Source organism: Mycobacterium sp. shizuoka-1, assembly GCF_002723835.1.
Classification (GTDB): Bacteria; Actinomycetota; Actinomycetes; order Mycobacteriales; family Mycobacteriaceae; genus Mycobacterium.
In genome coordinates this window covers 134,710-148,837 of the sequence record NZ_BEWG01000115.1, presented here as the reverse complement: position 1 = coordinate 148,837, position 14,128 = coordinate 134,710, and the positions used below count along the sequence as shown (strand labels likewise).

Here is a 14,128-nt window from a genome sequence, read left to right as displayed (position 1 = left end):
CGCCGACCGATCCCCGGAGAGTGTCATGTCCTGCGTCGTTCCCGTCGTCGACTACGAGCCACCCGTGCTGCGCACCGCGCCCGAGCGCGTGCATCTGGTGCGCCCGCCCACGGGCACCGCGCCGCGCAGGCCCGCTCTGCCGCCGGCCGAAACCGCACCCCTGCGTGCGGCGGCCGGGTTCGCCGACGCCGCCTTGCGCCGGGTGCTCGAGGTCATCGACCGGCGCCGCTCGCTGGCCCAGTTGCGTCCGCTGATGGCCGCCGGGCTGGTGGACTCACTGCTGCCCGCAGTCGCCCGCCACGACGGTCGCGACGCCGCGCGGCTGCGGCGGCTGCGGGTCCAGCCGGTCGGCACCGACGGATCGGCCGCCGAGGTCGCCGCGATCTACAGCCGGGGTCCTCGCAGCCACGCGATCGCGTGCCGGGTCGAGCAGGTCGCCACCGCTGCCGGGAACCGCTGGCAGGTGGTGGCCCTACACATCGGCTAACCGCGACGTAGCGTGCGGCCGCCCTTGGCCTGCTTGCGGGCGGCTTCGCGCCGCTCCTTGCGGGTGGTGCCCGCCGCGTGCTTGCCGCCCCCGTTGCGCTGCACCTCGGCGGACCCGTCTTCGGCGGGACCGGAGTAGGTCAGCTGGCGCGAGTCCTCCTCGTCGATTCCCTTGGCGCGCAGGGCCGGTGCCGGCTCCTGCGACTGGGCGGCCAGATCGGCCAGGCCCTGCGGGGTTTCGACCGGAGCCACCGCGGGCGCGGGCGCGGCCTCGACCTGGACGTTGAACAGGAAGCCGACCGACTCCTCCTTCAGACCCTCGAGCATGCCGACGAACATGTCGTAGCCCTCGCGCTGATACTCGACCAGCGGGTCGCGCTGCGCCATGGCCCGCAGGCCGATGCCTTCCTTGAGGTAGTCCATTTCGTAGAGGTGCTCGCGCCACTTGCGGTCGATGACGTTGAGCAGCACGTTGCGCTCCAGCTGGCGCATCGCACCCTCACCGGCGAGTGCGGTGATCTCGGCTTCCCGCTTGGCGTAAGCCTTTTCGGCGTCCTCGATCAGCGCGTCGAGCAGCTCCTCGCGGGTCAGCTCGCCCGGTTCGCCGACGGCGTCGGAGTCCAGCAGGTCGTGGTGGTCGATGCCGACCGGGTAGAGCTGCTTCAGCGCGGTCCACAGCTGCTCGAGGTCCCAATCCTCGGCGTAGCCCTCGGCGGTGGCTCCGTCGACGTAGGCGGTGATGACGTCGACCAGCATGTCGTGGGCCTGCTGCTGCAGGTTCTCGCCCTCCAGGATCCGGCGGCGCTCCTCGTAGATGACCTTGCGCTGCTGGTTCATCACCTCGTCGTACTTGAGGACGTTCTTGCGGATCTCGAAGTTCTGCTGCTCGACCTGGGTCTGCGCGCTCTTGATCGCGCGGGTCACCATCTTGGCCTCGATCGGCACGTCGTCGGGCAGATTGAGCCTGGTCAACAGGCTCTCCAAGGTCGCGCCGTTGAACCGCCGCATGAGTTCGTCGCCCAGCGACAGATAGAACCGAGATTCGCCCGGGTCGCCCTGGCGCCCGGACCGACCGCGCAGCTGATTGTCGATACGGCGCGACTCGTGCCGCTCGGTGCCCAGCACGTAGAGGCCACCGACCTCGATCACGTGCTCGGCCTCCTCGGCGGCCTGCGCCTTGACCTTGGGCAGTTCCTCCTGCCAGGCGGCCTCGTACTCGTCGGGGGTTTCGACCGGATCCAGCCCGCGCTCACGCAGACGCTGGTCGACGAGGAAATCGACGTTGCCGCCGAGCACGATGTCGGTGCCGCGGCCGGCCATGTTGGTGGCCACCGTGATCGCCCCGCGGCGGCCGGCCTCGGCGATGATGCCGGCTTCCTGCTCGTGGTACTTGGCGTTGAGCACGTTGTGCGGGATGCGCCGCTTCTGGAACTGCCGCGACAGATACTCCGAGCGCTCGACGCTGGTGGTGCCGATCAGGACCGGCTGCCCTTTTTCGTAGCGTTCGCTGACGTCGTCGACGACGGCGATGTACTTGGCTTCCTCGGTCTTGTAGATGAGGTCGGTCTGGTCCTTGCGGATCATCGCGCGGTTGGTCGGGATCGGAACCACACCGAGCTTGTAGATCTCGTGCAGCTCGGCGGCCTCGGTTTCGGCGGTGCCGGTCATGCCAGAGAGCTTGTCGTAGAGCCGGAAGTAGTTCTGCAAGGTGATCGTGGCCAGCGTCTGGTTCTCGGCCTTGATCTCGACGTTCTCTTTGGCCTCGATGGCCTGATGCATGCCCTCGTTGTAGCGGCGCCCGATCAGCACGCGGCCGGTGAACTCGTCGACGATCAGGACCTCGCCGTTGCGGACGATGTACTCCTTGTCGCGTTCGAACAGCTCCTTGGCCTTCAGCGCGTTGTTCAGGTAGCTGACCAGCGGCGAGTTGGCCGCCTCGTAGAGGTTGTCGATGCCGAGCTGGTCCTCGACGAACTCCACACCCAATTCGTGGACACCGATCGTCCGCTTCTTGATGTCCACCTCATAGTGGGTGTCCTTCTTCATCAACGGGGCCAGCCGGGCGAACTCGGTGTACCAATGCGAGGCGCCGTCGGCGGGACCGGAGATGATCAGCGGGGTGCGGGCCTCGTCGATGAGGATCGAGTCGACCTCGTCGACCACCGCGAAGTTGTGGCCGCGCTGCACCATCTCCTCGACCGAGTGCGCCATGTTGTCGCGCAGGTAGTCGAAGCCGAACTCGTTGTTGGTGCCGTAGGTGATGTCGGCGGCGTAGGCGACGCGACGCTCGTCGGGGGTGAGGCCGGACAGGATGACGCCGACGTCGAGGCCGAGGAACCGGTGCACGCGGCCCATCCACTCGCTGTCACGTTTGGCCAGGTAGTCGTTGACGGTGACGACGTGCACACCGTTGCCGGACAGCGCGTTGAGGTAGGCCGGGAGCACACAGGTCAGGGTCTTGCCCTCACCGGTCTTCATCTCGGCGACGTTGCCGAAGTGCAGGGCCGCCCCGCCCATCACCTGGACGTCGAAGTGGCGCTGGGACAGCACTCGCCAAGCCGCCTCGCGCGCCACGGCGAAAGCCTCGGGCAACAGGTCATCGAGGCTTTCGCCGTCCGCGACGCGCTTCTTGAACTCGTCGGTCTTGGCCCGCAGCTCCCCGTCGGAAAGCTTCTCTACGTCGTCGGACAAGGTGTTGACATAGTCAGCCACCCCCTTGAGGCGCTTGACCATGCGACCTTCACCGAGGCGCAGCAACTTCGACAGCACGTGTTTCCCCTGGAACATCTAGGAGGAGCCGCCCGTGATGGGAGGCGTGGGCGCCCCCCATCCTAGGTGACGCGCTGGTCGAGCCCGGGCAACGTCGATCAGCCCAGGCGGATCAACCCGTAGTCATAGGCATGCCGGCGGTAGACGACCGACGGCCGATCGGTCTCCTTGTCCTGGAACAAGAAGAAGTCGTGACCCACCAGTTCCATCTCGTAGAGCGCGTCGTCCACGGTCATCGGCTTGGCGGGATGCTCCTTGGTCCGCACGATGCGACCCGGCTCGTGATCCTCGACCATCGGCTCCTGGGCGGCGGGCTGCTCGGGCGTGAACGCCGCTGCCGCGTCGACGAGAGGCGTGACCGCGGTGGCCTCGTGAAGCGACACCGGGGTCTTGTCGCCGTAGTGCACCTTGCGCCGGTCCTTGGTGCGCCGCAGCCTGTTCTCGAGTTTGTGGACGGCGGCCTCGAAGGCACCGTAGAAGCTGTCGGCGCAGGCTTCACCACGGACGACCGGCCCGCGGCCTCGCGCGGTGATCTCGACGTGCTGACAGTTCTTGCGCTGGCGGCGGTTGCGTTCGTGCTCGAGCTCGACGTCGAAGCGGTAGATGGAACGGTCGAAGCGTTCGAGGCGAGCGAGTTTCTGGGAGACGTAGACGCGGTAGTGATCGGGGATCTCGACGTTGCGCCCGCACACCTGCACTTCGGCGTTGGCGTCGGCTTCGGCAAGGTCGTCGTCGGCGAGTAGTTGACCGGTGTTCACGGAATCGATTGACATGCTTGACAACTCGTTTCTCTTACGGGTTGCACGCACTCAGGCGTGCCGGCCTGCTTCGGAAGCTGCGCCGACAGGATTGGCACGAGATTCATCCGCCGGCGCCAGGGGTCGAGAAACCTCACCTCCTACCGTTACTCGGCGAAGTGGCGGCCTAGTGACTGGACCGCCCCCGTGATGTGTTCACGGCGTGTTGGCCCCGACGGTAGTCGTTGTTCACACCGGTGTGCCACCTTTTTGCGCACCTGTTTTCAGTTCTTTCGACCCTCGTTACAGAGACGCGGGGCATGCACAGGTCAGGCGTGCGCGAGGGTGAGCACGGCTGTCACATCGGCGCCCGATTTCTGGAGCACGCGGACCGCTTCGCGGGCGGTGGCGCCGGTGGTGACGATGTCGTCGACGAGCAGGACGGGGCCGGCGACCTCTCGGGTCAGCCGGATCCGGCCGGCCAGGTTGCGCTCACGGTCGGCGCTGGCGAGGCCGACGGAGTCGCGGACGAACGCGCGGGTCTTCAACGCCGGCGTGACGACGATCTGCGGGTGATGGTCGGTGGCCCGCGCGGCGATGCGGGTGACGGGATCGCCCCCGCGACGCCGGGCGGCCAGGGTGCGGGTAGGAGCCGGGACGATGGTGAACGGCGGGTCGAGGATGCCCCAGCCGATGAGCTGGTGGATGCCGAGGGCCAGCGCGCGGGCCAGCGGTACGACGAGGTCGCGGCGGCCGTGTTCCTTGAGCGCGACAATGGCCTGCCGGCGCGGGCCGGCGTAGCGGCCGAGGGCGAAGACGGGCACCCCCGGGTCGATGCGCGGGGCGGCCAGGTGCGGCTCGTCGGTGTGGACCTTCAGGCTCGCCGCGCAGGCGTCACACCACCGCGTGGAGGGTGCGCCACAGCCCCCGCATTCCAGCGGCAGGACGAGGTCGAGCATGGTCAGCTGCTCAACTCGGCCAACGTCGCGACAACGTACGGGCCACGTGGATTGACGAGGCCGCCGTAACCGTCATTGCGGGCCATCTCGACTGCCTTGATGGTGGTGCTCGACATCACGGCATCCGCAGCGTTGTAGGTCACGACCTCGGGGGCGCTCGTAAAGACGAACAGCCCGGCCGACCCGTCGGGCATGGCGGTCGCGCGTCGCCGTCTCGAGTGCTCGTTGTTCGGATTGCGCAGCGGGAGGTCGCCGAACATGCACGACCGCAACACTTCGAGTGCGGTGACTTGATTGGGCTGTGCCGCAAAGGATGCGACGGCTCTGCGGGCGATGGTGTGGTCGACTGGTTCCACTCCGGCCTACTTCCTATGCCGCGCGACTGCTGCCGACAACTCACCTCTGAGGCGGTCGGAAAGCGAACCGGCCCGGTGTATTGACGGTCACGGGCGGTCGCGCGAGCGCAGCTGTGATTTGTTCGATCACAGCTTGTTTCAACGCCGCGGAGTCGGCGGGCAGACCGGGTGCGTCTCCTGGCTCGGCGAGAAGAACAACGTCGTCCGAAAGACCAGGTACGTCGACCGAGCCGACCAGCAACAGCAGTGTGCCCGGCAGCATGGCGATCTCCTGCTCCTCGCGATACCGCGCGAACGGCGCGACGAGCCGACCGGTGATGCTCACGATCGCCGCCAGCCAGTCGGCAGTGAAGTTCTCGCTGGCCACTCGAGGATCCATCGATGTGGGCAGGATTCCGCTGAGTGTGAAGGACCCGTTCGGTCTGGGGCCCGCCATACCTCGATACGTGATTGCCGGCATCGCAGGCAGTTTGGACAGCGTAGTCACAATGTCTTCGGCCATGTGTCAGTCCCTTCCGGCTGCCTCGATAGCAGCCAATGTGGCCGCGGCCGCCCGGTCGACGAACTCACTTCCCCGCGCCTCGCCATGTATGTCCCATTGCCAGCTGCCGACATACGTGACTTCATCTTGCCCATGACCGGGAAAGCCGATCTGGATGAAGTCGACTTCGGCAGGCGGGGATGGACGTGACGGTAGATCTCTCACCAACTCGACAACGACCTCGGGTGCGTCACCGACGAACTCGACCGGCCTGCCGTCGACCTGAAGCACATACTCCTGCGGCGGCCCCTCCCCTCGTACGCTGCGGTTACCTGAAACACGGACGGGGAGGCCATCGACGTCCACCAATACCCCGTTATCTACGCCAACCACTGAATACCCCAGCGAAACCAATCCGCTCGCAAGGGTTTTGACAGGGTCGGTGCGCCAATGCCGCAGGGAGTGAGTCGGCCGACAACCGCCGTTCTCCCACTTCCTGCTGTAGGGCCGGGTCATGCCCTCACCCTTTGTCGGATGGCTATTGATCCAGTCTTCGACCGCTTCGAGCGAGCTCAGCTGATCGGAGTTCATCACTTGACCTGCTTCATTGTCATCCGCAATACCCCATCATCCCCGACCTGCCGGGACAGTATTTCGAATCGGGATCCTCGGGGAAAGAGGATCTCGGATTCGTCCATATATTGTGAAAGTTGGCTCACGTTCACTCCATCCGCTCCAACTACCTCTATCAGAATCGGCGTCTCCCCCGGCAGCGCGCCTCTGGCGAACGACTCCGCCACGAATGAATCGGTCGTCGTGCTGAGGTATCCCGGATCGCTGAATATCGCTCCCTCGTCCAGCTGCGCGAGCAGCGAGTCTGATACCCGCATGCCGCGCCATGTCGTCGAGGCCAGGTCCGTGGGATCGGCTCGATACGGTGGCAACGCTGCAAGACCTTCGTCAGTACGCGAGATCCGCTGTTCCCACAATGCACGTTGTTCGGGCGTCAAATCGCTCAACGAGTCGACACCCAAGACCGATTGTTGCCTCTCGCTGAGTGCGGCTACATCTCGGAGGTAAGGATTCATTCCCTGATGCAACTCGGAGCTGTAGTCGTACACACCTGCAACTCCCCTCGGGGAAATCGGCTCGTACCTCTCCGAGACCTTCTCCGTCCATTCATCGAACCGCGCAGGATCGACGGCTCCACCTGACAACCGATATTCGCTGTTGATGTCAGACAAGTCCGGCAGCTGACCACCGGGAACGCCGTGATTCGCAGGCGGGTCGTGCAGACCCGTATGGGGTGGATTGTTCGGCTGATCGCCGAGCCCGGCAGCGTATAAGTCGCCGCTGTGGGGTACAGCGGCGACAGCGGTCTCCGGCGCATGGGTCACTGGTGCCGATATCGAATGGGCCGACGGCGGAGCAGATGCCGGCTTGCCGCCGTCGAGGGTCGTCTTGCTCAGGCTGCCGAGTCGGGCAGCGACTCCGTCGGCATCGCGCGCGACGTTGCGCAAACCACCTGTCACCGAGGCGATGCCGGCTGCTCTACTGGCAGCCCGTTCACCTGTCGCGATTTCACTACGCGCTGCCGCTCCCTCTGCGGCGCGCACACCACCAACGGCTTTGGCTCCCCCTCCACCGGGCACAACAGCCGTGCCGATGTCGAAGCCCAGCTCGCCAACTCCGACGAAGGGCCGGTTGCCGGTGAAGATATCGTCGAAATGCGTAACCGCCTTGACCATGTCGATGGATCCGCGCGGATCCGTCACAAGGGAAGTCGGGGCGGACATCGGGTTGAGCGTCTGCGCCATCTTGTTCAGCCCTTGGATGGTGGCCCAGACACCCTTCGGATCACCGACCGGATCGAATCCGGTGACCAGACCGCCCACCGTATTGATTCCGCCGAGCGCTATGCCAACGCTGGTGTCGGTCACGGCATCGTTGATGTTGGCGACAACCCGCCCAGCGTCTTCGCCGAGGTAGTTGACCAGTTCCACCCGGGTGATGATTTCCATTGCGCGCGTGTAGTTCTTGATCCCGTTGACGAGTTGTGTCAAGAGATCTTTGCGCGCTGCGGACTGCCGCTTGTGGTTGGCGATGACGGCTTTGATGTCGTCGGCGACCTGCTGGATCTTCTCTTCGGCGTCGTCACTCAGCAACTCGAACACGGTGCCCATAACCCCGCGGTCGATCACCGATCCCACCACCGATGTGAGCTTGCCGAGGAGGTCGCGGATCGCGTTCTGCGTTGTCGCGACATCGGTTGCGAAGCTGCTCAGCTGGCTCGCAAGCTGTTGTGCCTCGCCTGCCAGCGACGACATCGCGGTGCCGACCTCACGTACCGCCTGCTGCATCGGCTCTTTGTCCGGCATCTGTTGCGCGCCGATGGTCGCGTAGGCACCTGCGTTCTGTCCGCCAACCCCGTAGAGCGGGGCGGCGAATGCGTTCCAGGCCGCCGCGGCGGCGCGGAGTTCGCCCGGACTGCCGTTCGGCCACCAGTCCCCCACCAAAGCCTCCACCAGATACCACAACAGCGGCGGAGTTTGCCCGGGGCCGTTGACATCCGGGGCAGTGCCTGGTGCGGCGTACTCGGGTGCAGTCACCGGTGCCGTCAGGGGCGAGGCTCCGCCGCGCAGATCGGCCGCGGCCTCGGCGCGGGAGTAGTTGACCGCCGAGCCCTGGATCAGATAGCCGATGTGGCGCACTGCGTTGACGCCCTTCGCCGCGGCATCGACGAGCGCGCGAGCGGAGTCCTGATAGGCGAATCCGAACGCCGTTCCAGCCGCATCCTGACCGGTGTTGGCGTTGTAGGCAACGGTCAGCGAGCTCACTGCCGCCCCCAGGGGCGCACTCGTGCCCGCGATCGACGTCCCTGCCCCGGACAGCGCCACCGGGTCGACTCGCAACGGCTCACCCACGAGCAATCCCGGCGGCCATCACGGGCATCAGCCCCAGGTCTTCAGATTCGCTTCGACCGCGCCGCGGTAGGAGGTGTGTGCGTGCCGGCCCGCCAACCGTAATTGGCTCAGACCATCACGCATCATGTCGGCCCCCTCCTTCCACTGCTGGTGGACGGCGGCGTGGGATTCGCCGGCAACCCCTTCCCATTGCGCGTGCAGGTTCGCCACCACGACGTCGCACTCCTCCAACATGGAGTCGACCACCGCCTGGTAAGCGGCCATGCGTTCGACAATGTCGGAGAGTCGGACCAGATCGACTGCGAATGCATCAGCCACGGCGAATCCTGCCGAGTTCTGTCGCGGAGGCCTGCTCGTGAGCCGCGAAAGCCTGCCCGGCCTGACCAAGCCGCTCGGCTATCGCCTGCAACGCCTGCTGCACTTTCAGCGACCCGTCGTGCCATTGTCGCCAGGCGGCGTCATACGAGGTGCCCGCTGCGCCCTCCCAGCTACCCAGCACGTGCTGTGCTTCGGTATCGAGATCGCGCAACCCAGTGTGCAGGTGTTGAGCCCCGGCGGTCAGCGACTCACACACGGCCCGCAGCACCGCCGGGTCAACCCGTAAATCCCCACTCACAGAGCAAACGCTACGAGCGTGGCGCCACGTCCACAATTCACCCCTGAGCAGGGGTTGCAGCTGCAAGCAAAAGGCTGCCGCTATCCGAACAGCGTCCGTACCGGCTCGCTGCCGTCCCAGTTCACTGCGGCCGATCGCACCAATTCACCCATCCCGATGGTCGCTGGGGTGAGCTCCATCAGTTCGATGATCGTCGCGGCGGTGCCGGGCGGCGGTTCGAAGTAGGCGTAGCGCCCCGTCGCGGCGTCGCCGCCCGACCACACCACGGGCCACCCCGCAGCCTGCCCGGCCGCCAGAGCCGCATCGAAATCCTCGGCCCAATAAGCCAACTGGTGAAATCCGTCGCCGCCGGCCGCGGTGAACTCGGAGTAGATCGACGAGCTGTCGTTGTCCTGGTGGATGATCTCGACCTGCAGATCGCCACTGTTGGCGAATGCCAGCGTCAGCGTGACAGTGCAGGGCTCACCGCGATAGATCCCGGTCTGCTCGATACCGCGCAGCACATAAAACGGACCGACGCCCAATGCCAGCCACTGCGCAAGCGCCTTGTCGAAATCCTGCACGATGTAACCGATTTGGCGGATGACGCCGGGCAGCACGGGTCCAGACACCACAGGTCCTCTCAGCCGGGGAGCACCGGCACCGCGCCGGGCGTCAGGAAAGGCCGGACATCCGACCACGTTTGGCCGTTCTCCGCGCTGGTACCCGACAGCTGCAGCACTCCGCGGGAGTCCGAGACGTAGACCGCGGCGGGGTTGGCCGCGACCGCGGTGACCGGCATGACGATGTTGCCGTTGGGCCCGTCGGAGTTCACCCCGTCGAGATTGACGTAGGACACCGGATGCGCGGCATCGGTTCGGGTGACGACGATATCGTCGCCGGTACGCCACGACAGCGACACCACCGACGAGCCCAGGCCGAAGCCGATGCGGCGCGGATACGTCAGCGAGAACTCCCCCGCCGGCGTCACTTCCACACCCGCCAGGACCACCTGACCGTTGATCACCATCACCGCGCGGGTGCTGTCCCGCGACAGCTGCAATTCGGTGATCGCGCCGGGGAATCGAGAGGTCACCGCCGCGGAGTCCACCGGGATCCGCGCGGGCTGACCGGAGGCCTCTTCCTGGATCACCCGCACCACGCTGTTGCCGTCGACGACGACCCACACCGCGTCGTCCAACGCCCACGAGGGCCGGGTCAACGACCGGGCATCGGTGGCCTTGGCCGCCGATCCACCGTTCGGCCCGATCCACAGCGACGACAGCATGTCCGGCGCGCCGGGCCGCAGCACCGTCACCGAGGCGATGTCCTGGCCGGTGCGCGACAACGCCGCCGACACCTGCGCCGGCATCTGGCCGAACATTCCGCGCACCGGGGTGGCCTGCTGACCGTCGAGCGAGACCATCGACCCGTTGATCAGCGCATGCACACCGGCCGATGCGCCATCGACTGCACCGGGGTCGGTGGCCGCCACATCGGTGGTGTTCCAGCCGTCGGCGAACCGGTCGTCGAGCGCGGCGCCGTCGGCGTCGATCACATACGGACCTTTGATATCGGCGCGCGCCAACGTCCAAATGATCTGGGCGGCAAGCAATTGCCGGCTGTGCGGGTCCGTCGTGGTCAAGTTCTCCAGCTCGATCTTGGCGCCACCGTAGCCGCGGCCGATGCCGGTCTTGCCGCCGTCGGCGCGGGTTACCGGACCGATCATCTTCAGCGGCCCCAGCAGGTTGCGCACGGTCCGCGCCATCTCCGGCCGGGGACCGGCGATCAGCTTGGTCAGCAATTCGGTGGCCAGCTGGTCGGCGTCCGACACCGCCACATAGCGTGGATCGGGTACGACGGTCTTTCCGGTCGGGTCGACGAAGTACAGGGTGTTGCGTTTGTAGGTGGCCTGAAACTGCTGCCAGTCCAGGAACACGCCGTTGGGCAGCTTGTTGATTCGCCAGCCGTCCGGAGTCTGCACCAGCTCAAGCGGTCCCGGGTCGGGCAGCTGTCCCTCGGCGGTCTCGAAGACGCCGACATCGGACAGCGACCCGAGCATATCGGCCTTCATGGTCACCGCAACCCGGTCCGGAGTGCGGGTTTCGACGAACACGACGTTGTCGATCAGCAGTGCACTACCCTGATCGTCCCAGGCGCTGGACGCCGATTCGGTGAGGAACTGCCGGGCGGCCAGATGCCGGTTGGCCGGATCCGCGGTGGCCTTGAGGAACTCACGTAACAACTGGTCGGGATCCATCCCGGGAGTCGGCTTCGGCAGGCTCTTGGGCTGGGGCCGCTCGACGGTGCCGATCGCTTGTGGCGCCGACGAATTCGGCACCCCGGCACATCCACCCGTCAGTATCGCGACCAGCCCGGCCACCACCAAGGCCAGCAACCGGCGTGTCACACGCTCTCCCCCGCCGGTTCCCGCTGACGCACCTGGCGTTGATCTTTGCGGTTGTCACGCTCTGCGGCAACGGGTTTCAGCGGCAGCGGGCTGGTGGTCACCTTGTGGCCGCGCACCAGCGGCAGAGTCAGGCGGAAGCACGCCCCCTTGCCGGGTTCGCCCCACGCCTCCAGCCGGCCCTGATGCAGGCGGGCGTCCTCGATGCTGATCGCCAGCCCCAGCCCCGTCCCGCCGGAGCGGCGCACGCGCGACGGATCGGAGCGCCAGAACCGGCTGAACACGAGTTTCTCCTCGCCGGGCCGCAATCCGACGCCGTAGTCGCGCACCGTCACCGCGACGGTGTCCTCGTCGGCGGCCATCCGGATCCGGACCGGCTTGTGTTCGGCGTGGTCGATGGCGTTGGCGATCAGGTTGCGCAGGATGCGCTCCACCCGCCGGGCGTCGACCTCGGCGATCACCTCGTGGTCAGGCAGGTTGACCATCAGCTCGATACCGGCCTCGTCGGCGAGATGTCCGACGTTGCCCAGCGCGCTGTTGACCGTCGAGCGCAGATCGACCGCCTCCACCGAGAGCTCGGCGACGCCGGCGTCGTGGCGGGAGATCTCCAGCAGATCGTTGAGCAGCGTCTCGAACCGGTCCAGTTCGTTGACCATCAGTTCGGTGGAGCGGCGCAGCGCCGGATCCAGTTCCTCGGAGTGGTCGTGGATCAGGTCGGCGGCCATCCGCACCGTGGTCAACGGGGTGCGAAGCTCATGGCTGACGTCGGAGGTGAAGCGGCGCTGCAGGTTGCCGAACTCCTCGAGGTTGGTGATCTGGCGCTGCAGGCTTTCGGCCATGTCGTTGAACGACACCGCCAGCCGGGCCATGTCGTCCTCGCCGCGGACCGGCATGCGCTCGGACAGATGGCCCTCGGCGAACCGTTCGGCGATCCGCGATGCCGAGCGCACCGGCAGCACCACCTGCCGCGACACCAGCAGCGCGATCCCGGCCAGCAGTACCAGAAGCACCAGCCCGCCGGTGGCCATCGTGCCGCGCACCAGCGTGATCGTGCTCTCCTCGCTGTTCAGCGGGAAGATCAGGTAAAGCTCGAGATTCGGCACGCGCGACGGCGTCGGAGTGCCGATCACCAGTGCCGGTCCGGTGAAGGTGTCGGTGCGTACGGTCGAATACTGGTAGCTGACCTGGCCGGCTTTCACGAAGTCGCGCAACGATTTCGGGATCTGATCCACCGGTCCCGCGGCCGTGGCCGCCCGTGGCCCGTCGCCGGGAACCACCAGAACCGCGTCGAAGGCGCCGGCCAGCGCGGCACCCGACGACTGACCAGTCTTGGAGATCAACGTGTTCCGGGCCAGCTGCAGGCTGCTGTCCAGTGACCGGGCCTCTTCCCCGCTGACCGTGCCGCTGACGGAGTTGCGCGCCCGATCCAATTCCTCGGTCGCCGCATGCACCTTCACGTCGAGTACCCGGTTGGTGATCTGGCTGGTGAGCACGAACCCCAGCACCAGGATGACCGCCGCCGAGAGGCCCAGCGTGAGCACCACCACGCGCAGTTGCAGCGAGCGCCGCCAGATGAGTCCCAGCGCACGACTGAGCGCACTCGTACCCCGCACCAGGGGACCCGATCGCCCCCACGGACCTCGGATGCGCGGCTTGGAGCCGACGCGAATCATGCGCGGCGGATCACGGGGGTCCGGCCTTGTAACCCACTCCTCGAACGGTCAGCACCACCTGCGGGTTCTCCGGGTCCTTCTCGACCTTCGCCCGCAACCGCTGGACATGGACGTTCACCAAACGGGTGTCCGCGGGGTGCCGATATCCCCACACCTGTTCGAGCAGCACATCACGAGTAAACACCTGCCGCGGTTTGCGTGCCAGCGCCACCAACAGGTCGAACTCGAGCGGCGTCAGCGAAATCTGCTCGCCCTCGCGAGTCACCTTGTGAGCCGGCACGTCGATGTCGATGTCGGCGATCGACAGCATCTCGGCCGGTTCGTCCTCGTTGCGTCGCAGCCGGGCGCGGACCCGCGCCACCAGCTCCTTCGGCTTGAACGGTTTCATCACGTAGTCGTCGGCGCCGGACTCCAGGCCCAGCACCACGTCCACCGTGTCGGTCTTGGCGGTCAGCATGACGATCGGCACGCCGGAGTCCGCTCGCAGCACCCGGCAGACGTCGATGCCGTTCATGCCGGGCAGCATGAGGTCCAGCAACACCAGATCGGGGCGCAGCTCACGCACGGCCGTCAGCGCCTGAGAGCCGTCGCCGATCACCGCGGTGTCGAAACCCTCGCCACGCAACACGATGGTGAGCATCTCGGCCAGCGATGGGTCGTCGTCGACTACGAGAATCCTTTGCCTCATGGAGTCCATGGTGTCACCGAATTGGGACAAACCCCGGCTACCACACGGGCGAG

At 66.4% G+C, this 14,128-nt stretch carries 14 protein-coding genes; 1 reads left to right on the top strand and 13 read right to left on the bottom strand.

The features are described from left to right. Nucleotides 1-25 precede the first annotated feature (25 nt). The gene (locus MSZK_RS29320) at nucleotides 26-487 is read left to right on the top strand and encodes an Rv3235 family protein (RefSeq protein ID WP_099252028.1); all 462 of its coding nucleotides are present in this window, start codon (nucleotides 26-28) and stop codon (nucleotides 485-487) included. Here the strand turns inward: MSZK_RS29320 and secA are convergent. The 13 genes from secA to mtrA all read right to left on the bottom strand — a co-directional run bounded on the left by secA (nucleotide 484) and on the right by mtrA (nucleotide 14,084). Beyond that, nucleotides 484-3,255 carry a preprotein translocase subunit SecA gene (gene secA / locus MSZK_RS29315; RefSeq protein ID WP_099252027.1) on the bottom strand — a complete coding sequence of 924 codons (2,772 nt, stop codon included), beginning with the start codon at nucleotides 3,253-3,255 and terminating at the stop codon, nucleotides 484-486. The genes MSZK_RS29320 and secA overlap by 4 nt on opposite strands. A 98-nt stretch (nucleotides 3,256-3,353) precedes the next feature. Beyond that, nucleotides 3,354-4,028, bottom strand: a complete 675-nt coding sequence (gene hpf, locus MSZK_RS29310; protein WP_371411414.1) for a ribosome hibernation-promoting factor, HPF/YfiA family — start codon at nucleotides 4,026-4,028, stop codon at nucleotides 3,354-3,356. Nucleotides 4,029-4,321: 293 nt separating this feature from the next. Continuing rightward, on the bottom strand, nucleotides 4,322-4,951 hold the full coding sequence (locus MSZK_RS29305; protein WP_099252025.1) for a ComF family protein: 630 nt from the start codon (nucleotides 4,949-4,951) through the stop codon (nucleotides 4,322-4,324). 2 nt (nucleotides 4,952-4,953) lie between these two features. Next, nucleotides 4,954-5,307 carry an SseB family protein gene (locus MSZK_RS29300; RefSeq protein WP_099252024.1) on the bottom strand — a complete coding sequence of 118 codons (354 nt, stop codon included), beginning with the start codon at nucleotides 5,305-5,307 and terminating at the stop codon, nucleotides 4,954-4,956. A gap of 40 nt (nucleotides 5,308-5,347) precedes the next feature. Continuing rightward, entirely contained in the window at nucleotides 5,348-5,809 is a 462-nt protein-coding gene (locus MSZK_RS29295; protein ID WP_142390027.1) for a hypothetical protein, read from the bottom strand. Nucleotides 5,810-5,812: 3 nt separating this feature from the next. Then, a complete protein-coding gene (locus MSZK_RS29290) occupies nucleotides 5,813-6,379 on the bottom strand; it encodes a hypothetical protein (RefSeq protein WP_142390026.1) in 567 nt (188 codons plus the stop codon). Further along, nucleotides 6,379-8,625 carry an ADP-ribosyltransferase gene (locus tag MSZK_RS29285; protein WP_099252021.1) on the bottom strand — a complete coding sequence of 749 codons (2,247 nt, stop codon included), beginning with the start codon at nucleotides 8,623-8,625 and terminating at the stop codon, nucleotides 6,379-6,381. Before MSZK_RS29285 ends, MSZK_RS29290 begins: the two co-directional genes overlap by 1 nt. A gap of 114 nt (nucleotides 8,626-8,739) precedes the next feature. Further along, a complete protein-coding gene (locus tag MSZK_RS29280) occupies nucleotides 8,740-9,030 on the bottom strand; it encodes a WXG100 family type VII secretion target (RefSeq protein WP_099252020.1) in 291 nt (96 codons plus the stop codon). Continuing rightward, a complete protein-coding gene (locus MSZK_RS29275) occupies nucleotides 9,023-9,328 on the bottom strand; it encodes a WXG100 family type VII secretion target (RefSeq protein WP_158230654.1) in 306 nt (101 codons plus the stop codon). Before MSZK_RS29275 ends, MSZK_RS29280 begins: the two co-directional genes overlap by 8 nt. Nucleotides 9,329-9,408: 80 nt before the next feature. Continuing rightward, nucleotides 9,409-9,939, bottom strand: a complete 531-nt coding sequence (locus MSZK_RS29270; RefSeq protein ID WP_099252072.1) for a VOC family protein — start codon at nucleotides 9,937-9,939, stop codon at nucleotides 9,409-9,411. Nucleotides 9,940-9,950: 11 nt separating this feature from the next. Continuing rightward, nucleotides 9,951-11,702, bottom strand: a complete 1,752-nt coding sequence (lpqB, locus tag MSZK_RS29265) for an MtrAB system accessory lipoprotein LpqB (RefSeq protein WP_371411418.1) — start codon at nucleotides 11,700-11,702, stop codon at nucleotides 9,951-9,953. Nucleotides 11,703-11,713: 11 nt separating this feature from the next. Then, nucleotides 11,714-13,387: an MtrAB system histidine kinase MtrB gene (mtrB, locus tag MSZK_RS29260; protein ID WP_371411413.1), complete on the bottom strand. Its 1,674-nt coding sequence runs from the start codon at nucleotides 13,385-13,387 to the stop codon at nucleotides 11,714-11,716. 10 nt (nucleotides 13,388-13,397) lie between these two features. Next, nucleotides 13,398-14,084 carry a two-component system response regulator MtrA gene (mtrA, locus tag MSZK_RS29255; RefSeq protein WP_036340245.1) on the bottom strand — a complete coding sequence of 229 codons (687 nt, stop codon included), beginning with the start codon at nucleotides 14,082-14,084 and terminating at the stop codon, nucleotides 13,398-13,400. Nucleotides 14,085-14,128: the final 44 nt, after the last annotated feature.

Bases quoted from the DNA above. Each gene is read 5' to 3' on its own strand.
- MSZK_RS29295 (WP_142390027.1), bottom strand. From the start codon at position 5,809: ATGGCCGAAGACATTGTGACTACGCTGTCCAAACTGCCTGCGATGCCG.
- mtrB (WP_371411413.1), bottom strand. From the start codon at position 13,387: ATGATTCGCGTCGGCTCCAAGCCGCGCATCCGAGGTCCGTGGGGGCGA.
- hpf (WP_371411414.1), bottom strand. From the start codon at position 4,028: ATGTCAATCGATTCCGTGAACACCGGTCAACTACTCGCCGACGACGAC.
- mtrA (WP_036340245.1), bottom strand. From the start codon at position 14,084: ATGGACTCCATGAGGCAAAGGATTCTCGTAGTCGACGACGACCCATCG.
- MSZK_RS29290 (WP_142390026.1), bottom strand. From the start codon at position 6,379: ATGAACTCCGATCAGCTGAGCTCGCTCGAAGCGGTCGAAGACTGGATC.
- MSZK_RS29305 (WP_099252025.1), bottom strand. From the start codon at position 4,951: ATGCTCGACCTCGTCCTGCCGCTGGAATGCGGGGGCTGTGGCGCACCC.
- MSZK_RS29320 (WP_099252028.1), top strand. From the start codon at position 26: ATGTCCTGCGTCGTTCCCGTCGTCGACTACGAGCCACCCGTGCTGCGC.